This is a genomic window from Thalassoroseus sp. (assembly GCF_984380535.1).
In genome coordinates, this window is the sequence record NZ_CFHRBF010000019.1 from 1 (window position 1) to 26,967 (window position 26,967).

Sequence of the window (26,967 nt, forward strand, 5' to 3'; positions counted from 1 at the left end):
TTTCTCACGAAAACCAAGATCCAATATAGTCGCTTGCAAGATACAAGGCTGGGTCGTGACCCAGCTTTTCGATCGGGTTAACCGTTCGCCTTGAATCCGCCTTCATTCCCGATGAAAAAATCTTGCGAGAAACCATCTATCCAAGTGAATTTCCTTTGAGTATATTTCATGGAGATGTTGTTGCAATCTGATCGATCGGGTCGGCCGTGTTAGTGTTTTTTCAAACTTTAGCATGCATTCTCTCCACTGTTGTTGTTCCAACAACGACCTGTGCCGACAGTTCCCGGGACGTATGTCGTCATGAGCGTCTGACGTTTGCGTTGACGCAGACTTCCGCTATCGACGACGAATCAGCACGCGCGATTTCTCAGCAGGGCACACCGACGGAACACGCGTTTCGTCAGGACAATGGCCGGCCGTCAGGTCATGATTTTCGGTTGTCGACGGGTGCGGCTTCGTTCGAGCAAACTTACCTCACGAAGCATTGCCGTCTTCCTAGTTGTGGTGTCCATCACGTCGTCAGTTGGATGGCGTTGGTGGGACTCTCTGTGCAGGTTCTCTTCTGTGTATGGCGTAATTAGCCAGCGTCTAGGCTCGTATTGATTCTGCATGCTTTCGCGAGCCCGATCGAATTCACAGTATTCGATCATTCTTACACATGACGTGATGCGTTAAGCGATTCGACAAGGAACTCGCGGTGATGCTATGCGCTGTACGTTTCGATCGATTTTCGATCGGCGTGTTTGAGCGGCGTCACGTCTTGCATCTCTGCCCTCAGAACAGTTCACACCATACATTTAGGAATACTTACAATGTCTTATCGAAAAACAGTTAGTCGATACATGGAGAAGCAAACGCAGCCTAATCAGGCCTTGGTAAAACCAACGAGGCTTTTGAGTGTTGACGACTTGCTTCAGGAAGTTGACAAACTGCTAATGGCAGGTTCTCCCCATCGCGCGTTGGAACTCATTTCGCAATCGAAGTTACAATCTCCACGGGTTGTCAATGCCACTGGTGTGTGCCAGCTTCGTCTAGGAAATGCTCAATCAGCGGTTGATATTTATCGTCGGCTATTAGTTACCGGAGGCATCTTTTTACGCCCCGATGCACCGATCATCTTCAAAGTCAACTTTGCAGTTGCACTTCTGATGAGTGACAATCTGCCCGGGTTCTATAGCACGCTAGCTGAACTCCATGCAGACAATGATCCCGCCGTCATTAAAGTCAGAGCTGGCTTTAACGCTTGGAAACGGAAGCTAACATTTTGGCAGCGAGTATTGTTCTCGTGCGGTGTTCAACCCCAAGTTCCTATCGACCTCGGTTTTCCCCCTGGTGACTTAGCGTGATGCGAGACAGTCGCCATAGATTAGGATATGTTCCAAGCAAAGACTGGAACTAATCAACCAACTCAACTTGAAATGCAAGACCGTCACAACACATCTATTTCTCACCGATGCAGAACAGACTCTTTTCTGTTCGTAGGAAGAGTTGTCCTTGGCTGATGGCGGGGGATGCGGACAGGGGTTCGCCCAGTTTGTTTTTGGCGATGAGTTCAAACTCCGGGCCGGGTTTGACGACCCAGGTGATGCCGTCGTCGTCGGGGAAGTAGGCAAGACCGTTCGCGGTGACAGCGGAAGCGCTGTGACGGCGACCGAGACGGTTGAGCCAGAGACGTTTGCCGGTGTCGGCATCGTAACAGGACGCGATGCCGTTGTCGGAGACGATCACAAAATACGGCCCGACCGCGACCGGTGAGGGCACGTACGAAACACCGGTGCGTTCATGGTGCCAACGAATGTGTGTATCGGTGATGTTGCCGGTGCCGGTGGGGTCAATGGTTAAAATGTGTTTGTCGGGGAAGCCGCCGGTGACGAACAAGAGTCCTTCGTTCATGACGACAGACGCAACAAATTGGCTGGTGGGGCCATCGACGATCCACAATTGTTTGCCAGTACGCGGATTGTAACCGGCGACACACTCACTGCCGGAGAGCATGAGTTGCGGCTCACCTTCGATTTCCCGGATTAGCGGCGTGCAATAACTTCGCACGCCGTTCTCGCGTTCGGTTTTCCAGACGGTTTCACCGGTGTGCTTGTTGAGAGCGACAATGTACGCTGGTCCGTCGTGGTCGCCGTTGACGATCACCAAATCCTCGAACAGCACCGGACTGCTGGAAAACCCGTGAGCACTGATGAACGACCCCGGTTTGACTTTCCACTTGAGTTCGCCTTCAAAGTCATAAGCGGCAACGACCATCTCTCCCGGCGTGATTGGTCGCGGCGTGCCGACGTTCGGCGCGGGTACGGTGTGGCCATCGACTTCCAAAAACGAAACGTAAACCAAATTTCCATCGGTCGCCGGTGTGCTGGATGCGTAACTGTTGAGGTGATGAATCGTCTCGAGCGGTGCCTGTAAAACCGTGCGTCGCCAGAGTTCCTGGCCGGTTCTGCGGTTGAGACACAGGAGCACGCGGGCTTTCTTGTCGGCGTCGGCACCCAGGAGAAACACCCGGTTCTCCCAGACGATGGGTGAGGAGTGTCCGGCGGTGGTCTCTAAGGGAACATGCCAGGCGATGTTTTTGGTGACTCCGTCAGGATCGAATTCCCACTCGGTCGGGATATTCGTTTCCGGACTGCTGCCGTCACCGTGCGGTCCACGCCACCCGGGCCAATTTTCGGCGGATGCGGTTGCGGATAGAATCACGATTGCCGCAAGAATTCGCATATCAAACCGCATCGGCGTCCCCCTTGGAATCGAAGTTCGTTGATGTCTCGATGGTACCGATCAGTTCAGCGAATTGCGAACAGCTTGTGACACACTGCCGATTCTTGTGAACGGAATTGTGGGCCGTTTGCGATTCACTCGTGATCGAACTATCCTGACGCGAAAATCTTTGAGGAAAATCAGATGACTTACGATGTATACGGTGTTGGCAACGCCTTAGTGGATATCCAAGCTCGCATTAGCGATGAAACCTTGCATGAACTGCAGTTCGGCAAAGGGCTGATGACGCTTGTCGATGAAGATACGCAGCAAAAGGTGCTGGCAGCCATCAAAGGTGTGGATGTCACGCGATGTGCGGGCGGGTCGGCAGCGAACACGATCGTTGGTATTGCGGACTTCGGTGGCAGCGCGGCCTACGCGGGGAAAGTTTCCGACGACGAAAACGGCACGTTCTTTTTGGAAGACATGCGACGGTTGGGCGTGCGAATCGAAGTTCCGCCGGGTTCGGGGAACAGCGGCACGTGTGTGATTCTCATCACGCCTGATGCTCAGCGGACGATGCTCACACACTTGGGGGTTTCGTCGACACTCGGCCCGAGTGACATCAGCGAAGACGAAATCAAGAAGGCAAAGTATGTGTACGTCGAAGGTTATTTGTTCGGCAGTGCCGATAACCGAGCGGCCGCGTTGAAGGCCATCGAACTGGCGAAGAAGAACGACGTGAAAGTCGCGTTTACCGTATCCGACCCGTTTCTGATCACGCATCATCGTGACGAGTTTATTGAACTCATCGAAGGACCGGTCGACCTGTTGTTCTGCAACTTGGAAGAGGCCCGCGCTCTGACGACGATGACCGATCCCATCGAATGTGCCCGCGAGATTCATCGACACGCCGAGAATGTGGCTCTCACGCTGGGTGAGGATGGATCGATTCTAATGCACAAAGGCCAAGCGATTCCGATCGAAAGTGCGGAAGTCAAAGCGATCGACACCACCGGAGCGGGCGACATGTATGCTGCGGGTGTGCTCTATGGCATTACAAATGGCCTGACATGGAAGCAAGCTGGGCATCTCGCCTCGCAAGCGGCCGGTCGAATTGTAAGCCAGCTCGGAGCCCGGATGGAACGCAAGTTCACCGCCGAAGAACTCCAGGCCTTGAGAGATTAACCCCAGACAGGTAGGGTAACAGACCCGTCTCGAATCTTGAAAAGCTTGTGGACGCCCACTACTCTACACGTCTATGAATACCGATCACAAAAATATCCCGTTGCCGGGCGATGACGATTCCTGGGATTCTCTTGCGGAGAATCTGTTTGGGATTGATATGTCCTCTCAAATCGAAGCCGACGACGACGACGTCGCGTTGGACTTTGAGGACGTCGATGATGACGAAGACGACGATGAAATGCTTCGTCGCCGTCGTCGCCGCCGCAAAGGGCGGGACGAGGAGTCCGCAGACGACGAGACCACCGAAGTGACTGCGGTTGAAGAAACCGCCGAATCCGAGGAAACGGAAGTCGTTGTCTCCGCCAAGGCCCAACAGCCGCAACGTGCCTCGTTTGACGACGACGATGACGATGACTTCGGTGATTTCGGAGCGGAGTTAGGTCTCGACGACGAATTCGGGGCCGTCGGTTTCGACGACGACGATGAGGAAGAGGACTTCGAAGACGACGTGGACGATGAGGAAGAGTCCGCCGAAGTCGTCGAGAGCGAACCCGTTGCGGAAGTCGTGGAAGAGGAAGACGACGACGAATTGGACCTGTCCGGATTCGGTGATTTCAACGAAGAAGAGGAACAACCGAAGCCCGCGAAACCCCAGAAGAAGTCCCGTCCTGCTGCGAAAGCCAAAGTCCCGGAAGTTGCTGAGGACGAATCGGACGATGACGAGTCCGACGAAGAAGAGAACAAAGCCGACGACGGTTATTGGGATGCGTTGAACGATTTCGACTGGGATTCGGACGACAACGAATCCAAACCAGCACGCCGCCCACGTCGTCGACGCGGCGGCCAAGACGAACCGGAGCAAGAAGCTCGGGAAGAGTCGCGAAGCAAAGCGTCGTCGCAGTCCAAGTCAGACGATGATTCGGATTCTGACTCCGACGAGGAGGAACGCCCTCGTCGTCGTCGTCGCCGTCGTCGTCGTTCTTCGCGACGAGACGACAAACCGGTGACCGTTACCGAATCAGACGAATCCGCCGAAGACGCCAGTGCCGATCAGGAAGACAGCGATAGCGACGAACCGGAAGAATCGGGTGGTCGTCGCCGTCGTCGTCGCCGACCGGATCGTTCGTCGAGACGTCGTGGTCGTGGTGATCGTCAGGCCAAACAGGAAGAAGCGGAATCGGATGACGATGCCGTGGAATCGTTGGACGATGCTGACTTCGGTGGCTTTGGTAGCGGTTTGGATGAGTCGAGTGGGTCAAAGTCGTCCGATGCCTTTGATGACGATGATTCGTCCGACGACGAAGAAGAACGCCCGCGTCGTCGTCGCCGGCGTCGTTCCTCGCGACGCTCGAGCAGCCGACCGAGTGAGGAAAGCAAATCGACACCTTCACCTCGTGCCGCCGACACGGCGGACGCGGATGATGACGACGATGACAGTGACGAAATCAGCGGTCAGGACTCCAAACGACCACAAGTTCCGACTTGGTCCGACGCGATTGCATGTCTTACCCGACGCGAACCGAAGCCGAAATCATCCGGTGGGGGTTCCAACTCCGGTCGGTCGCGAGGCGGCAACCGCCGAAATCGTCGCTAAGACAGTTTCCGAGGTTTCGTCGCGGGTTCTGTTGCGTATTGGCTAGAAAACACAGATTCTTCGATTGTTATCCACGAAAAAAAGAAGACCGGAAACCGGTCTTCTTTTTTTGTATCTGACGATCGACAAAACGATCGGGCCCGACGGAATTCCATCCGCCGGGCTACTTTTGTTATGCGTTTTCGGTACCCAGCCCTTGTTGGTCTGAGGTGGCGGCGTTTTGTTTGTCTCCGCGAACCAACGACCATTTGAGAAGGGGTGGCGTGACCATGGTGGTCACCATGACCATCACGACAATGGCCGAGTTCGTATCGGGACTGATGACCGCTTCGCGTACGAGTTCACCATTCTCCTGAGTGGTCACGAACAACGCCGCTCCCACGCCGGCGAAAATCAGGCCGACTTCGCCACGGGGAATCATCCCGAGACCGACAGCCATCTTGTTGAGTCCTTTTTCCATCACGCCCAGCGAGCAGACTTGTTTGCCGAGGATCGCCATGACCGTCAACGCACTCGCCAGCAGCCACACGGACGGCTTCGAGAAACTCGCCAAGTCAACTTGGGAACCGGTGTAGACGAAGAAGATCGGCACCAGCAACGCGGTCAACGGTGCCAGGGCTTCTTCGAGTTCGTGATCTTCCCGCGCGTTGAGTTCGCGGTACTGCGCTCGTTCCAAGATCAGACCGGCAGCAAACGCGCCGACGATCGGTTCCAAGCCCACCAACGATGCCAAGTACGCGAAGCCGAAGCAAATCACGAGAGCAACGGCTACCAACATTCCGTGTCCGCGTAGATAGCAGGCCGCTTTGAAGAGTGGACGGGTGACGAGGAACGCCCCGAGCACGACCGCGGTGACGAGGAACCCGCAGGCTTTACCGATCACGATAAGGACATCCATCGTCCCAAATTCGCCGCCCGCTCCGGCGGAACCTTGGGAGGAAATGATCCCGACGACAACCGTCAGAATCACGAGTCCCAGCACGTCGTCGATGACGGCGGCACCGAGAATGATTTGCGATTCCCGTTGTTTGCTCCGCCCGAGGTCTTTCAACACCCGCGCGGTGATGCCCACACTGGTAGCACACAGCGTCGCTCCGAGGAACATGTGGACATAGTAGGGTTCATTGGGCAGCAAGATTGCTCCCACACCCCAACCGAGGAGCAACGGAGCCGCCACCCCTAGAACTGCGACCAACAAAGACGACACGCCGACCGACATCATCTCTCGCACGGTCGATTCCAAACCGACTTCAAACAGCAGCAGAATCACGCCAATCTGCGAGAGAATCTTGAGAATCGCGGCCGGGTTGTAGAAAACATCGTCATGGGTGAAGTTGGCCGGGATGCTGTCCGGGTCAAATTCGGGCACGTGAAACATCACTTCCAACAACGGCGAACCGGTGAGGAACAGGAAATTTCCCAGGATAATCCCGACAGAAAGTTCGCCCAACACGGCTGGCATGCTAAAGCGTTCGAAGAGATCACCACCGAGTTTGGCGAGCACGAGGATCAGAACGATCCCCAAGAGCACCGGCGTCACCGGGTTGGTGTGTCCGTGTTCCTCGTGTTCTTCGTGCGGTGCCGCACCGTCATGATGTTCCGCATCGCCGGCTTCGCCTTCCACGACTTCTGCCGCCAACGCAGACTTGGTCTGCCAAGGCGCATCGCTGAACAGGCCGCTATCGTGGGCCAACGAAACACCGAACAATAACATGAGCCAGAAACACACCGATCGAAAACCTCCGAGAAGGTCAATCAGTGAAGTTCGGCGACGATATGGACATCGAGACAAGGCGGGATCACGGGGCGGTGATGGAGACAAGTTTCAACCCTCCCTGGGCAAAACGATAGAAGTAAGTCGCCAAACGGAAACGAGCCGGAAACGCCGGTACTATAGTGATTTCCGCACGGTAGGCAAACAACAGTCCGGGGGAGATTTTCATCGACCGTCGAAATCAATCTCCGAGAATTCACATTGAGACGACCCTGAACGTGGGTTAGATTGAACAGAACGCCGGTCAATTTGCTGAAACCGAACGGATACCACGCACAGTTTTTCTACCTCAGGGAGATCGATCATGGCTTCGTTGTGGACCGAATTGCAAAGTCTATATTCCCGTAGCCAACGACGGAGCAAACGCCGTGGACTGGCGAGATTGATCGAAACCTGTGAAGAGCGGGTGTTACTTTCGGGGGCACCGCTCAACAATGTTGTCGATTCGCCAATCGCTCCACCGGCGATCAATGGTTTCGAACAAAGTGCCATGGGCGATTTCGACGGCGACGGAGAGGAAGACGATTTCTTTGCTTGGAATGGTGCCAGTGGGGCCAATCGGTTTGTGCTTCGCGGGGCGAACAATCAGTTCTTCTTCACAACCAACGCGATTGCACCAGGAGCGATCAACGGGCGTGATTTTGTTCATGTGGTCGCGGGTGTTTATGACGGCAACGGCACGACCGACCTATTCTTCTGGAACCCGACGAGCGGTCGCAATCGGTTGGCTCATATCAACACGACGGCCAATGTCGTGAGTGCGACGGTCGAAACCGAGGTGGTGCCCACCGGCGCGATCAATGGGAACGATTTTCAACAGATCACCACGGGCGAATACAACGACGGCGGGGCGAACGAAGTCTTTTTCTGGAATCCAACGAACGGACGAAACCGGTTCGCTGTGTTCGACGTCGTCACTGCCGGGCAGGATACCGACTTGGACCGGATCGAGACCGATTTCATCGATCCTCGCGGCATCAACGGAAACGAATTTCGATTGGTGCGGGCGGGCAACTTCTCGCCGGAGGATCCTCAGGCGGCCTTCGACAACGATGAACTCGTGTTCGTGAACCTGACCACGGGTGACGTCCGCGTATTTGAGGTGGAAACCGTACCGGGACCAAGTGGTCCCCTGGTGAAAAAGACCCCGTTCGATGATGCCGTCAATCCGGCTGCGTTCAATGGCGATGCGTTCCAGCACGTTGTGGTTGGTGACTACAACAACGATGGCTTCGATGATGTGTTCTTGTGGAATCAATTCACCGGTCAGAACCGCATCGGGTTTGCCGATCCCAATGCGGACACACCGACCTTGAATGTCGATTCCGACTGCGTTCCACCGGGAGCCGTCAACGGGAATTCGTACTCCAGCGTTATTAACGTGGAGAACACAACCGCTGCCGACAGTTTGTTCTTCGTGTCACTCAACACGGGGCTGAATCGATTGGTGGCCGCTTAGATTGAAGTCGGGATTAGGATTTGGGAGTTAGGATTTAGGCAGGGCAATCCTTGTTGTTGCTAGCTTGAAGCTAACTCCTATTTTCTCGCTTCGGTTACCATTCTCGGCCGACTTTCCAGCGGTAGTTCAGGACACGCCGACCGTCGAGTTGTTCGGCGCGGATCCAGAATTCGTTGCCGAAGTAGCGGTCGGCGTTCGGTAACGTAAAGAGTTTGGTGCCGGTGCCGCGACCGAGTTTGGTCATCAAGGCTCGTTCGCGTTTGGTGCCAGGAACGAACAGGCTGCATTCGAAATCGAGTACCGTTTCGGGTTCGATGTTGTTTCTCAGTTCGAGTTCCACTTCCAATTGACCGTTCGCTAGTTTGCGGTCCACCACATGAATTTCAACATCACCTAAGCCAATCGTATAAGGGCGGAAAACGCGGAATCGATAGAGCCGATCGGCTTCAAGTTCGAAATCTAATGCCGTCCATTGCGGCCCAAGCGTGACCAGCAACGGCAACGTGACAATCATGGACTTCCGAAAACTCTCACCCGCCCCGAGTTGAAACGGGATGGTGCCGGGTTCGATTTCCCATTCCGAGGGACCGAGAACCGTGACCGTGCCACGCACGCCTTGCGGGAACGGGTTGCGTCCGATGATGGCGTCCTGATGCATTCCAGTTTCACTCGGTAATCGACCGGCCGCAAATTGAATCGCGAGTCGCCATTTGGCAATCGGTGCCGAACAACCACGAACGATCAACGGCATTGGGCCCACCGGCAGTCGTTGTCGACCGCTTTCGGAATCCGAGCGAATCTTGACAGGTTGACTCCAAGCGTTCATCGCATCGATGTGGGTCGACTCGCCAAGATACATCTCCTCGATCACGGGTTCTTCGTTCCAAATGATGCAAACGACATCGCCTTGCGGACGTTCGAAGACATGATTTTTGCTGCCGTATGGCATTTGCAGCGAACCTAAGTAAGTCGCTCCTTGCAGTGCCAACGCGGTTGTTCGCCAAGGGAGGTAGAGTTGCGTCGGCGAACCGTCCGGGTGCAACAAACCAGTGTCGGCATCGACCACGTCACCGAAGAAGATACGCTCCGCCTGAGAAATCTTGGCGGCGACCATCTGTCGCACGAGGTCGGCCGCACGTTCGTCGATTGTGGAGACTTCCGCCGGCAACGGTCGCAATGTCAGCCAACGCGGATTCCGAGTGAGTTTCGTCTTCTCCGGCCAATCTGCCGACTGCCCGACGACCGCATCGCCGGTTTTTGCACGCTGACGATTTCCAAGGGCCAAGAACACGCCGTCGAGCGGTGCATTTGGCGGAGGCGAGGCGGAATCCCAGGGAATGCCTAATTGAATTTCACCGCTGAGCACTCCAAATTGCTCGCGAACTGCAACCGTTGTTTCCGCGAGATTGGCGAGCCCTTCAAAGCTGGCATCGTGATCGGTTCCCAATTGCCAATGACGGATGATGGTTGAATAGCGAGCGGCGATCGGTTCGAGATACGGCCACCAGGTGCTCGGTTTCTGGCGGAACAAGTCACTCACGCCCGCCCAGTTCCCGGCGAATTTTCGGGCCAATTCGGGTGGGGGATCACTGAGAACTCCCACCGGAGTGATGCGGTTCGTTCTTAAATCAGAGAGAAAATTCGTCAAAGTCGTGTTGCCCTGGGCACCGCCTTTGTTGGCTGTCGACCAGATCGGAAATTTCAGCCAATGAATTCCCGCTTTCTGAAGCGTGAGGAGAATGTTGGTCATTTGCGATTCGGGAATGGCCTCCGCGAAAGACCACCCGAACTCGCTTCGCGTGTCGGGATCGGTTAAGTCGAGCACTAACAACACTGTCTCAAAATCGGCGATTGTCAGTTGATTCGATTTAAGAACCGCTTGGACACGGTAATAACCGTATGCCGGCGGGTTGATGGTCCACGTGTGATCGGGCATCCAATCGTCTGCAACTTCTCCTGAAGGATCAGTCGGCAGTGCAAATTCGTGCGTTTCGAGAACTTTTTCGTCGCGATCCAACAATTGCAGGTCGAGCGTATAATTCGCCGGTTGTTCGAGCCATGCGACTGGAATTGGTGAGAGTCCCGGCAGGTTCGGAATGATTTGCGAGGGCAGCGGGTCTAGTCCACTGATCGAAGCCGTCAGACGGATCGGGCGATCTCGGCCGACGAGATGGGTTAGAGCATCGTCCTTGAACGTGAGACGAGGTCTTTGCACAAGTGCCAGATGGTCGAACCAAGCGCGTCCCGCGAGATCGACTTGCTTGCCAGTCGCCAGATGACAGCCGAATACGACAAACCGCACATCGTCTTTTGGTTCCAACGGCCCCAACCGGATGGGGATCCAATCGGCATGGGTGCCCGAGACCGGTGTGCCGAGCCACCGTTGCACACGCTGTCGTTTGTGGTTGAGAAACGAGACCGAGATCAAAGCAGCATCGTTCTGCAAACTTTCGGTGCGGATGAATCCGGTGAAGACGTATGTGTGATGTGGGTCGATTTTCTGCGGGGGCGAATACAAGATCGCCTGCCCGCCGTTGGAGTGGATGCACAAACTCCGCGTGCCAAGCACCGCGGGAGACGTGCTATCGATTCCGATTGGTACGTAGTGCGGAAACTCTGGACCGCGTCGGCGTGTCCAGTCGTCCGGGAGTTCGTCGTAGTCGAGGTCTTCGTTGGCTTCGAACGAATACGAGACAACTCGGTTGAAGGTTGGCGATGGCCCGACCGATCCGGCTGGCGTGTTCGCCGAGACCGTCGCCAGAATAATCCAACTACACCACGCCATGCCAAGTTCTCAAGTCGCAAACGATCCGGGTCTGTCCCCGTCGCAACCGACCGGGATTCTCACTGAATGAGATCGGCCACGTCTGGCCGTTCCGTTCAGGATTTGCCGGTTGCGAATGGTTACAAGGATCGGTGCGGCTATCGGCGTCGCATGGGTTCTTCCGATCAATGACAACAGTTCTCAGAACGCCCAACCGGCTCCGAGCGACATACCGAGAAAGCCCAGGTCGCCGGTCGGCATGGCATCGATCCAGGACTGGCTCTCAATTGCTGTTCGTGCAAAGAAGGTGCTTCCGCCGAAGCATTCGCACGGATGGGACCACTCGATACCAGATTGCAAATCGACAACCGGCACGATGCGGTCATAGCTGTTATGACGGAACGAGATTTGGTTGCCCGCGCCCGTTTGGCCACCCACGTTCTCTTGAGATTCCCCATACAACACCGAGAACCGCCCGGAAGCGAAAATGGCCCAGTTTGTGGTCCAGAGGCGTTTGCGTCCGAGAAGTGACACCGTCGGACCAGCCCCGCGGAAACTGTAGTTTTGATCGGACAACCCCGTGCGAACCCCAGCACCCGTGAAAGTGGCGAACGTGACATCTTCATGAAGATCGGCGAACCGAGCACCCACCGATGCGGTAAACGCGTATCGAGCGTTGTCGCGGTGGTATGTGCCTTCCGCGTCAAAGACGTTGAGTTCCAGGTTCTGTCCTGCGACGTAACGTTGACCCGGACCAGCCGACACCGGAATAATCGTGCGGCCAAGGTTCGTGCTGAAGTTGTCGAGCTGTTGACCTCGACGAGCGACAGCAGATTCGTCCGCGTCGGCATCGAATTCCCAATACCGCAAGCGACCGCCAAACCCGTCGCCGCCGGAGTATCCCAAGGTGTACCGTGTGCTGTATTCCAAGCCCCAGTCGAAATCGACCGGCCGAATCGCCATCGTTCCGCCCGAAGGCTGCGTCGTGACGACCGCTTCATTGGAACTGAAATACGGTTTCATAATGACGGCTTCATACCCGAAGTAATACCCGCCAAAGACCAAACCATTTCCAGCGAGAGGACTTCCAGGCGGTGGGGGTCCGGGGAGGAATGGATCGACGGAGGGTTGAATCACCGTCGACGGCGGTAACGGTTGCCCGCCAAACGCGGGATTGCCGAAATTGGGCTCGGTCAGAAACGGTCCGCCAGCGGGTGGCCCGAAGGCTTCGGGTCCGGTCAAGACGGGGCCGGATTGAAACGTGGGGGTGGTGCCATCGCCTTGAATGACGATCGGTGCTTGAAACCCTGGACTTTGCCCCCGAAACACGGTGACAACCTGGGTCTCGGAATGTGGAGTCGTCTGAGGAGCGTCACCGACTGGCGGTGCGGACAGCAGCCCCATAAGGCAGAGAATGGACGCATTCACGGCTGGTCCTACCCTTGCGAGAATTGAGAGAGATTGTGAATCGTTGAGAGTTTTTCACCACCCGCCGTCACAAATTACGATGAGCCAAGCTCCCGCAAAACGCGGAGGCTGAAACATCAATTTGAGATGACGGTTGGTTGAGTTCGACAGCTGTGAGTAACAGCAGAGAGATGTCGGGCCGGGATTTTGCACAACTTCGCAAATGAGTCAACACCAACTCTTGAGTGAAGTTTTTTGATTCCCAATATTTTTCAGAATTCCGCTCTCAGGAATTTCATGATTTTGCTTCACGAAGATCGAAATCCCTGAAGGATCGCGCGCAATCAATTGTTGCCATGCGTGCCACTGCTGGCTCGTCCAGCGGTGTTTCCAGTGAGTTACAATTTGTGGACGGCTCGCACTGCTAGGCAAGCTAGCAGTGGCACAAAACTCACCCGTGAGGGTTGATCGCACTGGCGAGACGCCAGTGGCACACGAGAACGCCGTGCTTTTCGGGGAATCCGTGAGTCGTAGGGTGCGTCGTGACGCACCGCAGTACCGGGGGGAATCAAAGTGCGTCGCGACGCGTCATCGCACCGAACGCAACCAGAACTTCGACAAGATTTAGTCCGACATGGTGAGTGGTGTACGAACGATTCATGACGACCGCCGAAACAGTGTGCCACGGCTCTGTGAGCCGTGCTTCGCGGGGAATGTGCGAGGGTCAATCGCACTGGCGAGACGCCTAGAGATCATTTCAATTTGGATTGGAGTGCGGTCAGTTCTGGTTTGACATCCTGAAGTGATGGATCGTTGGCAAGTTCTTTCAAACGTACCATCGTTTCCTGACGATTTGCCGAACTCAATCGCGGCAGGATTTTGGGAAGTGTTTCGCTGAGATAATCGATTAAGCGACGACGTTCTTCAACCCCATAGACCGACGTCTCGCTCAGTGTGAGAAGGCTTCCGGCGACGACGGTCGCGAGGCCGGTTCGCATTTGTTCCAGTCCTTGCATTCTGATCTTGTAGTCCGGCGCGTTGGCATCGAGTGTTGGCACGAATTGCTCGACAAGCTCCCCGATGACGACCATCGTTCGTAATTGAAATCCGGCAAACTCGATGAAAGAACTTGCTCCGACATTGCCCTGATTATACGCCGTCATGTACAGCTTTGAGATTTGGTTACTTGCTTGCAAAAGTGCAAAGGCGTCACCGATTCGCTGTGGCAATGGAATCGACGTACTGCGATGAAAATCTAAGTTCTCAGGGGAAACGAGCTTCGCGAATACTTCTCCCGATTGTTCGTTACGGAATTCTGGCAAAGCTTGTGGGTTGGTCTGATAAATCGAATGAAGGACAGTTGCTGCACGCGTCAGGTCGGTGCCAATCCAGGTTCGTTCTGGCGACGGCATCCCGGCGTCAATGTAGTCCGTCGTTGTTAGGGAATGATCTTCCTTAGTCAACGCATGTTGTGATACATCAGACGCATCCAAACCATTCTCGGATGTGTTGCTTTCGAGCAATTCCTCAGACGGTGGCGAACCGCTGTTGCATCCGCAGGCGACAGCAAACGGAAGAAGCCCCAAGATCCAAACTCGAATGACACTACACGGCATTGAAATCGGCTTTCTGTCAACGTATTCATGAGAACTGCAGCGGTCCGGGAGTCGCTAGAAACACTGCTGGACGAGCCAGCAGTGGCACCCTTTAACGCTGACAGATGCGGAATCGTATGTGACTCACCCGACAACTTATATGATTCGATGATAAGCCCTTACCGGCAATCTTGAAACACGGTGCTTGTCTGGATCCCGCTGGCCAGTCGCCATTTGAGCATGACTTCGGTGAGTTCTTGTCTCTTCACTTGATGGGCGGGGCTGTCCCAGAGGTTGTGGATTTCGTCGGGGTCGGTTTCCAGGTCGAAGAGTTGGCCATCAGTGTGATCGACGAAGTTAACGAGTTTCCAACGCTCGCTCCGCACCATCGACATAAACGCCGTGCCGGTGAGGATGCCATCGCGGGCGTGTTCGGCGAAGACGTATTCTCGTGGCGTCCACGGTTTGCCCTCGAGTGCGGGCAGCAGCGATTTCGCTTCCATCGTCGGTGGCGGAGTCAAACCGGCTAACTCCAGAATCGCCGGGCCGATATCCATTTGTTGGCAAAGTCCGTCGATGCGTTTCCCGGCGGCGAAGCGGTTCGGCGACCACACAACGAGCGGCATCCGCATGATGGTGTCGTACATCGTCCATTTCTGACTGTGCCCGTGATCGGTCAGACAGTCGCCATGATCCGAGGTGAAAATCACGACCGAGTTCTCGAGATAACCCTTTGCCTCGAGAGCATCCATGATCTGCCCGACTTGCTGGTCGATCAGTTCCACATTCGCCAGATAGTACGCCCGCTGCCGGTGTCGGTCTTCGCGGGACGGATTAAGTTGATGCACGACGGAATCGTGATCAACTTCCGTGTTGTGTTCCCGTAGCTCTTTGAACGCCGCCGGTTGCCCAGCGAGTTCCTCCTCGGTGACATCCAACAACGGCAAATCCCTCGCCATATACTTCTGCGCAAGTTCGGGCGTGGGATCGTACGGCGGATGCGGGCCGGGGAATCCGATTTCCAAGAACAACGGACGATCGTCACGCGGTTTCGTACGAATCCACCAGGTCGCGAAATCACCGACGAAGTTGTCCGGCTGCATGTCGGGATCGAGTTCCCAGTCGAACGCCCCGAGACAATCTCGGTAGTCCGGCCGTTGTCGATAGAGTTCGCGTTGTTGTTTGACGAGACCCCGCGCACGCAGGGCTTTGTCCCACTCGTCGAAGTACCACCGTTCTTCGAGGTAGCGGTCCTTGTTCTCGACGACATACCGCTCGGTGAACCCCAAGGGCGTGTCGTACGGATACGTGTGCATCTTGCCGACATTCACGGTGCGGTAGCCGCTGTCTCGCAGGTCTTCAATCCACGAGTGCCGCCACCGGTCTGCATTCTTGAGGATGCCGGTTGTATGCGGGTAATAGCCGGTGAACAAACTCGCCCGCGATGGTGCACAAGACGGGGCACTGATATGACAATTTGTGAACGTCGTGCCTTCGTTGACCAAGCGGTCGATGTTCGGCGTATCGACGTAGTCCGCCCCGAGCGAACGAATGGTATCGAACCGTTGCTGATCGGTAATGATAAAAATGATATTTGGTCGGTGATCCGTCATGGCGAGGCATCCCATCGGTAGCATGTTCGGTGAGTCATGACGATACCGATGATCGGTACGGACAACAACCGAGGGATAGGGGTTAGGATTTAGGGGCTAGGGATTAGGGCAGAGGAGTTGAGGTTTGATTATCTCCTTCCTCCCGAAATCCTAACCCCTAGTCCCGATCCCCCATGGACTCCTAGTCCCTAACCCCTACTGTTTTGCACTTTCCTTGCCCCTGACCTATAACATCACGTTCTGCGTTTGACCCATCGAGGAATGGAGCCGATGACTGACACTTCCCAAGCTGCCCAAAACCCCCTGTTGGCCACGTCTGGTTTGCCGGAGTATGACAAGATCGAACCGCGACACGTCGCGCCCGCGGCCGACATCGTCCTGACGGAAGCGGAATTGCGGTTGGGCGAGATCGAAAAGAATCTGTTGCCGACGTGGGAAGGGTGCATCGAACCGCTGGATGCCAACAGCATCCGCTTTCAGTGGGCACAGAGTCCCTTGGGGCATTTGCTCGGCGTGAAAAATTCGCCGGAACTTCGCGATGCCTGGGAAGCGGTGCGACCGCGGTATGTCGAATACGGGTTGCGACTTGGGCAAAGTCAGCCGGTTTTTGAGGCGTTACAAGCCATCCGTGACGGTGAAGCGTGGAACCAACTCGACGGTCCGCAGCAACGCATTGTCGAGAACGAACTTCGCGGCATGAAACTTTCCGGTATCGGTTTGGAAGGTGAGAAACGCGAGCGGTTCAACGAGATCGCGAATGAACTGTCCAAGTTGGCGACGGATTTCTCGAACCACGTGCTCGATGCGACCAAAGCCTTCGCGATGGTGCTGACTCATCCCGAAGACGTCGAAGGCATGCCCGCCAGTAGCCTGGAAGCCGCTGCCGATTCGTTCAACAAGACGAAAGAAGACGGCCAAACTAAGGCAACGCCCGAAGCCGGTCCGTGGCGGTTCACGTTGGACATCCCCAGCTACATGCCCTTCATGAAACACGCCCCGAAAAGCCAACTTCGCGAACGGATGTACCGAGCGTTCATGACGCGAGCATCGGAAGGCGACACCGACAACACCCCGCTGATCGATCAAATTCTGAAACTCCGCCGCGAGCAAGCCGAGTTGCTGGGCTTCAAGACATATGCGGAAGTCAGCCTCTCCCGCAAGATGGCACCTAGCGTGAGCGATGTCGAGGAAATGTTCGAAACTCTCCGCACCGCTTCCTACGAGCACGGCAAACAAGAATTGGCCGAAGTCCAAGCGATTGCCAAGAAGAACGGCGTGAAGGGCGAACTCAATTTATGGGACATCCCGTACTGGTCGGAACGTCTGCGGGAGCAGAAATTCCAGTTCACTGATGAGGAACTCCGCCCGTACTTCTCACTCGAACGCGTGTTGGACGGACTGTTCGAACTCTGTCACGACCTCTTCGGCATCACGGTCAAACCTGCCGATGGTGAAGCTCCGGTGTGGCATCCGGATGTGCGTTTTTTCCATATCAACAACGAAGACGGCGAACACATCGCGTCGTTCTATCTCGATCCGTATTCCCGTCCCGAGAACAAACAGGGCGGGGCGTGGATGGATGTGTGTCTCGGTCGCCGCCGCGACCCGGTCACTGGCGAATTGCAACTGCCGGTCGCGCATCTCGTGTGCAACTCGACGCCGCCGGTTGGCGACAAACCGAGTTTGATGACCTTCCGTGAAGTCGAAACACTGTTCCACGAGTTCGGCCACGGTTTACAGCACATGATGACCACCGTCGACTACAGCGATGCCGCCGGCATCAATGGCGTCGAGTGGGACGCGGTCGAATTGCCGAGCCAGTTTATGGAGAACTGGTGCTATCACAAACCGACGCTACTCGGCATGACAAAACATTGGCAAACCGGCGAACCGTTGCCGGAGAAGTTGTTCGAGAAAATTTGCCAAGCCCGCACGTTCCAAGCTGGTTTGTTCATGCTTCGACAACTCAATCTCGGCATGACCGATATGCAGTTGCATCACGAGTACGACCCGAACGGCAGCGAAACCGTGTTCGACGTGCAACACCGCGTTGCTGAGAAAACGTCACTCATTCCGCCACTGCCGGAAGATCGCTTCTTGTGTGCGTTCTCGCACATTTTCGCGGGCGGGTATGCGGCTGGTTATTACAGTTACAAATGGGCGGAAGTTCTCAGTGCCGATGCCTTCAGTGCCTTCGAAGAAGCCGGCCTGGACAACGATGCCGCCATCCGCGAAACCGGTCGACGCTTCCGAGACACCGTGCTTTCCAAAGGCGGCGGCGAACACCCGATGGACATCTTCAAAGATTTCCGCGGCCGCGAGCCCAGCCCCGAAGCGTTGCTACGTCACAACGGATTGGTCTAGTAGATAGAATCGTAGTGTGCCAAGGCTCTGTGAGCCGTGCCACCCGAATCCGAAGCAAATGGCATGACTACCTACACCGACATTGCCAAGATGATCGACCATGCTCTGCTCAAACCGTCATTGACGGCCGACGAGATGGAAGCAGGCATCGACTTGGCGTTGGAGTACAACGTCGCGAGTGTGTGCATTCTACCGTACTATCTGAAGCGGTGTGCCGAGCGGTTGGCGGGTAGCACGGTGAAGCCGTCGACCGTCATCGGCTTTCCGCTGGGGGGCCACACAACTTCGGTGAAAATCGCCGAAGCGGAACAAGCCATTGCGGACGGTTGCATTGAGTTGGACATGGTCGTCAACATCTCTCAGGTTGTCAGCGGACAGTGGAGCGATGTGCAAACCGAGATTCAATCGATCGTCGATCTCGCGCATGCATCCGATCGCAAGGTGAAAGTCATCTTCGAGAATTGCTACCTCAAAGACGCCCACAAAATCCGTCTCTGCGAAATCTGTAGCGAAGCGGACGCGGATTGGGTGAAAACCTCCACCGGCTTCGGCAGCGGTGGGGCGACTGAAACTGATTTGAAACTCATGCGAAAGCACGCCGCCGAGCACGTGCAAGTCAAAGCCTCCGGCGGAATTCGCGATCTCGACACCGTCCTTGCCTTCCGAGAACTTGGCGTCACCCGCTGCGGAGCCAGCGGCACCCAAGCGATTCTCGACGAGTGTCGTGGGCGGTTTTCATCGTGATTCACCCGTCGCGTTCTGTTGCAGTGAACGAAATCACAGATGACCGTCGCCTGCCCTGCGCGTAGACTTCGCCGCTCGATCGGGGAGCGCTCTTGGTGATTTCCCCGAACTCGCGAAGGTTTTGACGGAAAGCAACAGACATGGAAGTTCCCACGGAATTTGTCCAGAAACTGTATCAAGCCCTGCAACAATTCGGAGCGGGAATTGCGATCGTGCTCGCAGCGATTGGTGTGTACATTGCGGCATCACGGGGACTGCAAGCCGTGCAAAAACGGCAACACCTGCCGGATCGGTTGGTCTCAACGTTGCGAAGAATTCTACGGTGGGGCATCGTCTTGGCCACAGTCATTCTCATGCTGCAAGCGTTTGGTTTATTGCAAAGCGTAGTGGCTGCCGTGACTGGTGTGTTGGCATTAGTCGCAATTGGGTTCGTCGCTGTGTGGAGTGTCCTCAGTAATACGTTGTGTTCCCTAATTCTCATCATCACCCGCCCATTCCGCGTGGGTGATACGCTCACGTTCCCTCCCGATACTTGGGGCGGAAAAGTGGTCAACTTCAATATGCTGTTCACAACTTTGGAAACCGAAGACGGCTCGTTCCTGCAAGTGCCGAACAACACATTCTTTCAACGCCCGATGCTACGAAGCAAAGGCCAGGAACAAATCATGCTCGGGGAGCAACTCTACCGACGACAAAACGCTAGCGTCGGACAGGAATCCGGTCACGAAGAACACGCAAATACCGAATTGTTCCCGGTAGGCGTCAGCTAGCAATTATTGCGACGAAAGCTGCTCCTTCAAGAACTCCGCAAATGCTTTGTCTTGGACTTGGGCTTTGGTGCGGAAGTAGATTTTTACGGTGTCTTGGCCGCGTGAACCGGAAACGATTTCCCGGTTGTGGCCAAATTTCAACACTCGACCCAATGGCACCGAACCGCTGGGGCAATAGAGTTCGATCTCGACGGCTTTCGGGCGTTTCGTGTGGACGCGCACCCAGGGTGCGCCATTGCGACGATAGTTGACCAGCATCTTGGTCGACCAATCCGGTTCGGCATCAGGGGCGACGTTCTCCAGCACATCGAACAGCGTGTCCACGACGTCAGCGTCCCACATTACTTTGCCTTTGAGCATGCTCTTCCGCATCACATGCCAACGCCTACCCAGCACCTTCCAGGGCGAAATGTCTTCGGGACTGACTTTCTCGACGTCCCCTTGCGCAAAGTACGCATCGCATGCATCAGCTAGGAACTCGCGAAACTCCGGTGTTTCGACTTCCTTCAACCAGTGGACCGCCAGTTGAATCTCTTGCCACGGTCCTTTGAGATTCTTCACCTTCACACGCGGCTCACGACCATAGATTGGCAGTTCTTCGATGTCATCGAGCGGTGCCAGCTGCAGTTTCTCTTGCAAGTCCGCCTCGGTGAAGCTGCGTTTCTTGACGCGGAATTTGAGTTTGAGCAACCACTCCTCACCGGTCAATGCATGCAGAAACCATCCGCCTTGTTTCTGTGCACTTTGCACCTCGATCACGCTGCGGTGATTCCACTTGATCGGTGCGAACCGTTCATCTGCCTCCAAGAAATCAGTCACCGTCGCAAGCGCATTCCCATCCCAACGGCAGGGCGTGCCGTTATGTCCGATACGGTCTTGCGTGTGCCACTGCCGCCCGTCGGTTTCCCAAGGCATTTTCGTCGATTTGCCGACGGCTTTGATGTCCAAATCGCCGTCGCGTTTCTTACGAGCCTTCTTCGCATTGAACACTTCACGATCGGCCCGTTGTCCGGTCGCCAAAATGGATTGCAACACCGCCCCGGTATGCGAGGGATGCAGTGACTTGTCGTTTGAAGTTGCTACCTGCTCCGCATGAGCCGCGACATCTTCGGGCGTACCCTGTGTGACGATAAACCCGCCACCGCGTCCCGCTTCCGGACCGAGATCGATAATCCAATCGGCCGTCTTGATGACATCCAAATTGTGTTCAATCACCACCACGCTGTTGCCAAGTTCGACGAGGCTGTTCAGAACTTTCAGCAGCTTGGCGATGTCGTCGAAATGTAAGCCGGTCGTGGGTTCGTCAAGTACATACAACGTGCGACCCGTGTTCGGTCGGGCTAATTCCGATGCCAATTTCACCCGCTGCGCTTCGCCACCGGAGAGTGTGGGAGCGGGCTGACCAAGCGTAAGATAATCCAAGCCGATCGCGCACAATGTCTCTAAGAAACCGCGAATCTTGGGGATATTCTCGAAGACATCGCGAGCTTTGCCGATCGGCATTTCGAGCACGTCCGCAATCGTGTGACCCCGGTATTTCACCGCGAGTGTCTCATGGTTGTAGCGTTTGCCACGACACGTCTCGCACTCGACCCACACATCGGGGAGGAAGTGCATTTCGATACATTTTTGCCCATTGCCTTCGCAGTCTTCACACCGTCCGCCCTTGCGATTGAAACTAAACCGGGCCGGCCGATACCCACGCACTTTCGCCTCCGGCAACTGTGCGAACAAGTTGCGAATCGGCTCGAACACACCCGTGTACGTTGCCGGGTTGGAAGCCGGCGTGTTGCCGAGTGGTTGTTGATCGACCGTGATGATCTTGTTGATCGCCTCCAAACCACGCAGCTCATCGAACGGAGCCGGTTGCACGTTGGACCGATGCAACAATCGCGAAAGTGCCTTGGAGAGCGTGTCCTCGATCAGCGTGCTTTTGCCCGATCCGGAAACCCCGGTCACACAAGTAAACGTGCCAAGCGGGATTCGCAAATCGACATGCCGCAAATTGTGATGCCGCGCCCCAAGCACCTCCAACCACCCGCCACCCGGCGGTTCGATTTTGCTCCAGTCCGATTCTTCCTCAACACTCGGCATTCGTCGCGTTTTGGGGATCGAGATGACCTTCTTGTCTGAAAGATACTCCCCAGTGAGCGTTTTGCGTTTGGCGATTTGCTTCGGCGTGCCCTCACCAGTTACGCTTCCGCCGTACCGTCCCGCACCCGGTCCGAAGTCGTAAAGTCGATCCGCCGCGTCGAGCACTTCACGATCATGCTCAACGAGCACCAACGTATTTCCGAGATCTCGAAGTTTCTGGAGCGCTCCCAATAATCGGCGGTTGTCACGCGGGTGCAATCCGATTGTCGGTTCATCGAGCACATACAACACTCCGGTGAGTGCCCGACCGATTTGCCCCGCCAACCGGATGCGTTGGGCTTCGCCGCCGGAAAGTGTCGGCAACGGACGCGAAAGCGTGAGGTAGTCCAATCCGACTTCCACCAGGAACGACAACCGACTCGTCGCTTCGGCCAACAAATCGCCTGCGATCTTCTTCTCGGACGTGGAAAACTTGATCGACTCCAAAAATCGCAACGCTTCGTCCAACGGCAAATCGCAAAGTTGCTGGAGCGTTTTTCCACTTAACCGAACGGCGGCGGCATCGTCCCGGAGTCGGCTGCCATCACATGCCATGCAAGGAACTTCGCCTGTCATGCCGTGCAACATGGCGCGATACACATACGAAACCCGCGAAGCTTCCTCGATTGCCGGATACAACCCCTTATACTGAAACCGGAATGCCGGACCGACCGCTTTGGTGCTCTTGAATGAGAACCAACGGTCCCCGCTGCCATGCAGCACCACTCGTTGATGCGATGGATCGAGTTGGTTAAACGCCACATCCAGCGGAATGCCCAACTCGCTGGCCATTCCGTCCAGCATCGCCGCGAAGAGTTGACTTGTCGCCGGATCGGGCCATGCCGCAATCGCGGCTTCTTTGAGACTCGCGTGGGGATCGGAAATCAACGCGGCCAAGTTCGTGCCTTGTTGTGTGCCCAAACCCTCGCACGTCGGACACCAGCCAAGATAGCTGTTGAAACTGAAATTGTGCGGCGTGAGTTCCTCGAAACTTCGCCCGCATTCGCCACATGCGTACTGCAAACTAAAGCGTTCGACAGTCCAATCGGGTTCAGGACGATCGGCATCAATGGTCGCGACGCGAATCGTTCCCGCACCCATCTCGAAAGCCGACTCCACGCTGTCAGCCACTCGCCCGCGTTTGCCGGCATCGATTGTTACGCGGTCCACGACCACATCAACTTCGTGCTTGCGGCGTCGGTCCATTGCGGGAATGTCATCGAGTTGATGCGTCTCGCCATTGATCCGCACCCGTCGCAACCCCTGTGCTTGCAACCGTTCCCACAGCGATTCGTACTTCTGACCGACACGGACTTCCTGCGGGGCCAGAATGAGCAACTTCGTGCCCGCCGGTAACTGCATCAGCTTGTCGATCACCTGGTCCGTCGTCTGGGTTTCGATCGGAATTTCACACCCCGGACAGAAGGGCGTCCCGAGTCGGGCGTAGAGGATGCGGAGATAATCATAAATCTCTGTGACCGTTCCGACCGTCGATCGCGGCGTGTGGCCGGTTGTTTTTTGTTCGATCGCAATTGCCGGTGAGAGACCATGGATGTGCTCGACCCGTGGCTTCGGCATTTGACCAAGGAACTGACGCGCGTAGGCCGACAAACTCTCTACGTAACGGCGTTGCCCCTCGGCGTAGAGCGTGTCCATGGCGAGTGAGCTCTTGCCACTCCCGCTTGGTCCGCAGAAGACGCTCATTTTGTCGCGGGGGATTGTGAGATCGATGTCTTGCAGATTGTGCTGAGCCGCCCCTCGAACGACGATCTCCCGCGAAGACTTCCCATTCGCTGAGCCGTTGGTCGCCGCAACCGACTGCCACCGCGATCCTTGGCCTTTTGCTTGTTTGCGTTCTTTCATGCCGAGGAACGGTCGAAGTGCCTGCCCGGTGTAGGAGTCGGCACATTCGGCAATCACTTCCGGCGGTCCCTCGGCCACAATCCGGCCGCCACCTTCGCCACCTTCGGGACCTAAATCGATGACCCAATCTGCCGTCTTGACGACATCGAGATTATGTTCCACAACAAGTACGGTATTCCCCGCATCGGCAAAGTCATGTAGAACTTTAAGCAGCATTTCAATGTCGGCAAAGTGTAGGCCCGTTGTTGGCTCATCGAGCAAATACAACGTCTGCCCGGTGGAACGCTTACCGAGTTCCCGTGCAAGTTTGATCCGTTGTGCCTCACCGCCGGACAAAGTTGGTGATGGTTGTCCGAGCTTCAAATAGTCGAGTCCGACATCGTGCAACGTTTGGAGAAGTCTTGCGATCTTAGGATGATTCTCAAAGTGTGTGAGCGCTGCTTGCACGTCGAGATCTAGTACATCAGAGATGCTGAGACCTTTATAGCGAACTTCAAGGGTTTCTTTATTGAAACGTCGCCCATTACAAATCTCGCATGTAACCCAAACGTCGGCAAGAAAATCCATTTCGAGTTTTCGCGATCCATAGCCTTCACACGCTTCACAGCGACCGCTCGGCGTGTTGAAACTAAACCTTCCGGGTTTATAACCTCGAATTCGCGAGTCGGGGAGTTGTGTATAGAGGGTGCGAATTTCGTCGAGCAATTTGACATAAGTTGCCGGGTTCGAACGTGGTGTGCGGCCGATGGGTGATTGGTCAATATCAATCGCTTTGTCTAAGTGTTTAAGTCCATCGACACTCGCATGTTGCCCAGGTGTGCCATTACCTTTGTTAAGATCGCGATTGAGAACTTCCCAAAGAATGTTATTTGTGAGAGAGCTTTTGCCGCTTCCACTCACACCAGTCACGCAAATGAATGTGCCTAGCGGAAACCGAACATCGACTTTTTTCAGATTGTTATGAGCTGCCCCTTTGATGGTAAGCCATTGATCCGTTGGTTGACGTCGCTCACTAGGAATTTCAATCTTGCGTTTGCCGGAGAGGAATTGACCGGTCACGCTTTTTCGCGACTTCTTGACTTTCGTCAAAGAGCCTTCCGCAACTACATTTCCGCCACGAATTCCTGGGCCGGGACCGAAATCAACGATGTGATCAGCCGCCCGCATGGTGTCTTCATCGTGCTCGACGACGATGACTGTATTACCTTGATCGCGTAAGTCTTGCAGGCTTTCGAGCAGCATGACATTATCACGCGGATGCAAACCGATGGATGGTTCATCCAAAATATAAACGACACCCACAAGACCACAACCGATTTGTCCTGCGAGTCGAATACGTTGCGTTTCGCCGCCAGAAAGTGTCGGCGCAGTCCGGTCGAGCGCGAGATAATCTAATCCGCATCGCAACAGAAAACTAAGCCGACCGCGAATTTCTTTGATGGCTTCTTCTGCAATTGAGGCAGCTGTGGAATCTAAGTCTAAACCTTCAAAGAACTCAGCGGCATCCGCGATACTTAGACGACAGACGTCCGGTAATGAAAGTGACGGTTGAATATTAGGGTTTGATGCACTGGCGTGTTTGCCGAAGGACTTGCTAGTCGTGGTTATTAGAACATGGCGTGCTTGGGCATTGAGCCTTGCGCCTTGACAAGTTGTGCAGGCGGAAAACGCCATATACTTTTCAAGTTGCTTGCGACGCATCGGGTTACGTGCTTTGCGATATGCGTCTAGCAATTCAGTGACATAACCATCCCACTCGCCACCATGTTTCCAGATGCCGCCGCGATGTCGCCAGCTATACGTGATATTCCGGCCCGGCATACCATAGAGGAACAAGTCTTGGGCTTCTTGGGGGAGTTCCGCCCATTTGGTTTTGAGAAACGCACCACTCTTAAGATTGAGATCTGTTTCAATCGCATTCGCGACGCCTTTGAAAATATGTTTCCGCCAGCGTCCAACTTCAGACATTTTGCCGAGGAGTGGGAAGGCACCTTTTTGGATCGATAGTTGTTCATCCGGGACTAGCAATTCCGGAACGAAGTCATGTCGCATTCCTAGGCCGTTACAGTCCAGGCACATCCCGAGCGGGCTGTTGAAACTAAAGAGTTGCGGACTAGGGACTTCATAACTTGTGCCGCAGCCAGCACAACTGTAGTCGATGCTATATAGTCGCTCCGCGTGTGTGGATGATGCCTGAAGTGCTTGCGCCTCCTCGGGAAGTTCATTGTCGGTTGGCACTGGTGATGTCGTATCGTCCGCCATGCTGACGAGGAGTGTACCGCCGGAGAGTTTGAGGGCGTTTTCGATCGCTTCCGCAACACGGGCTCGGCTGCTTTTTCCGGCGGTGAGGCGATCGACGATGACTTCGATCGAATGCCGCATTTGGCGATCTAACCCAAGATCTTGCGTGAGTTGCACAACTTCTCCGTCGACACGAGCGCGGAGAAATCCTTGTTTGAGCAAGTCTTCGAATAGGTCTTTGAACTCGCCTTTTTGTTGTCGTACGATCGGTGCGAGGACTTGGTATTTTGTTCCCCCTGGCAGACGGAGGATGTTTTCGAGAATCGCCTCTGCGGTTTGTGCAGTGATGACTTGGCCGCAGTTCGGGCAATGACCTTGTCCGACTCGGGCGAATAGCACGCGGAGATAATCATAAATCTCCGTGATCGTGCCGACGGTGCTGCGTGGGTTCCGACTGGATGTCTTCTGTTGGATGGAGATCGACGGTGCCAGCCCCGCGACGGTGTCCACTTCGGGTTTCGGCATTTGGCCGAGAAACTGGCGGGCGTACGAGGACAGACTTTCGACGTACCGGCGTTGTCCTTCGGCGTAGAGTGTGTCGAACGCGAGAGAACTTTTTCCGCTGCCGCTGACCCCGGTCATGCAGATCAGCTTCCCGCGAGGCAACGTAAGATCGACATTGCGCAGGTTATGCTCGCGGGCACCGCGGATGATGATATCGGATTGAGACATGAATATTGCTTGCAAGGAAGGTC

General features: G+C 55.3%; 14 protein-coding genes. 7 read left to right on the forward strand and 7 right to left on the reverse strand.

The genetic code is table 11. The features are described from left to right. Window positions 1-812: 812 nt before the first annotated feature. Window positions 813-1,346, forward strand: coding sequence for a hypothetical protein (locus tag AC5DDB_RS23510; RefSeq protein WP_491742201.1), 534 nt, complete (start codon window positions 813-815; stop codon window positions 1,344-1,346). Window positions 1,347-1,440: 94 nt separating this feature from the next. On the opposite strand, the gene AC5DDB_RS23515 is transcribed toward AC5DDB_RS23510, so the two are convergent. Next, window positions 1,441-2,736 (reverse strand): PQQ-like beta-propeller repeat protein, encoded by a 1,296-nt coding sequence (locus AC5DDB_RS23515; protein ID WP_491742202.1) that lies wholly within the window; start codon window positions 2,734-2,736, stop codon window positions 1,441-1,443. A 171-nt stretch (window positions 2,737-2,907) separates the two neighbouring features. Between AC5DDB_RS23515 and AC5DDB_RS23520 the strand changes: the two genes are divergently transcribed. After that, window positions 2,908-3,891 (forward strand): adenosine kinase, encoded by a 984-nt coding sequence (locus AC5DDB_RS23520; protein ID WP_491742203.1) that lies wholly within the window; start codon window positions 2,908-2,910, stop codon window positions 3,889-3,891. Between the two features lie 157 nt (window positions 3,892-4,048). Beyond that, window positions 4,049-5,485: a hypothetical protein gene (locus tag AC5DDB_RS23525; protein ID WP_491742204.1), complete on the forward strand. Its 1,437-nt coding sequence runs from the start codon at window positions 4,049-4,051 to the stop codon at window positions 5,483-5,485. A 172-nt stretch (window positions 5,486-5,657) separates the two neighbouring features. Here AC5DDB_RS23525 and AC5DDB_RS23530 read toward each other — a convergent pair whose 3' ends face one another. Then, window positions 5,658-7,199 (reverse strand): cation:proton antiporter, encoded by a 1,542-nt coding sequence (locus AC5DDB_RS23530; RefSeq protein ID WP_491742205.1) that lies wholly within the window; start codon window positions 7,197-7,199, stop codon window positions 5,658-5,660. 364 nt (window positions 7,200-7,563) lie between these two features. Here AC5DDB_RS23530 and AC5DDB_RS23535 point away from each other — a divergent pair, with 364 nt between their 5' ends. Continuing rightward, window positions 7,564-8,718, forward strand: coding sequence for a hypothetical protein (locus AC5DDB_RS23535; RefSeq protein WP_491742206.1), 1,155 nt, complete (start codon window positions 7,564-7,566; stop codon window positions 8,716-8,718). Window positions 8,719-8,812: 94 nt separating this feature from the next. Here AC5DDB_RS23535 and AC5DDB_RS23540 read toward each other — a convergent pair whose 3' ends face one another. The 4 genes from AC5DDB_RS23540 to AC5DDB_RS23555 all read right to left on the reverse strand — a co-directional run bounded on the left by AC5DDB_RS23540 (window position 8,813) and on the right by AC5DDB_RS23555 (window position 16,097). After that, a complete protein-coding gene (locus AC5DDB_RS23540; RefSeq protein WP_491742207.1) occupies window positions 8,813-11,503 on the reverse strand; it encodes a hypothetical protein in 2,691 nt (896 codons plus the stop codon). A 180-nt stretch (window positions 11,504-11,683) separates the two neighbouring features. Further along, the gene (locus tag AC5DDB_RS23545) at window positions 11,684-12,910 is read right to left on the reverse strand and encodes an Lpg1974 family pore-forming outer membrane protein (RefSeq protein WP_491742208.1); all 1,227 of its coding nucleotides are present in this window, start codon (window positions 12,908-12,910) and stop codon (window positions 11,684-11,686) included. A gap of 731 nt (window positions 12,911-13,641) precedes the next feature. Further along, a complete protein-coding gene (locus AC5DDB_RS23550; RefSeq protein ID WP_491742209.1) occupies window positions 13,642-14,505 on the reverse strand; it encodes a hypothetical protein in 864 nt (287 codons plus the stop codon). 158 nt (window positions 14,506-14,663) lie between these two features. Further along, window positions 14,664-16,097: a sulfatase family protein gene (locus AC5DDB_RS23555; RefSeq protein ID WP_491742210.1), complete on the reverse strand. Its 1,434-nt coding sequence runs from the start codon at window positions 16,095-16,097 to the stop codon at window positions 14,664-14,666. Between the two features lie 270 nt (window positions 16,098-16,367). Between AC5DDB_RS23555 and AC5DDB_RS23560 the strand changes: the two genes are divergently transcribed. From AC5DDB_RS23560 to AC5DDB_RS23570, 3 genes are all read left to right on the forward strand, one after another. Beyond that, window positions 16,368-18,461 (forward strand): M3 family metallopeptidase, encoded by a 2,094-nt coding sequence (locus AC5DDB_RS23560; protein ID WP_491742211.1) that lies wholly within the window; start codon window positions 16,368-16,370, stop codon window positions 18,459-18,461. A 63-nt stretch (window positions 18,462-18,524) separates the two neighbouring features. Then, complete coding sequence (gene deoC / locus AC5DDB_RS23565) at window positions 18,525-19,205, forward strand: deoxyribose-phosphate aldolase (RefSeq protein WP_491742212.1); 681 nt, start codon at window positions 18,525-18,527, stop codon at window positions 19,203-19,205. 140 nt (window positions 19,206-19,345) lie between these two features. Next, on the forward strand, window positions 19,346-19,975 hold the full coding sequence (locus tag AC5DDB_RS23570; protein ID WP_491742213.1) for a mechanosensitive ion channel domain-containing protein: 630 nt from the start codon (window positions 19,346-19,348) through the stop codon (window positions 19,973-19,975). 3 nt (window positions 19,976-19,978) lie between these two features. Here the strand turns inward: AC5DDB_RS23570 and uvrA are convergent, their stop codons facing one another. Then, window positions 19,979-26,944, reverse strand: coding sequence for an excinuclease ABC subunit UvrA (uvrA, locus tag AC5DDB_RS23575; protein WP_491742214.1), 6,966 nt, complete (start codon window positions 26,942-26,944; stop codon window positions 19,979-19,981). Window positions 26,945-26,967 lie beyond the last annotated feature (23 nt).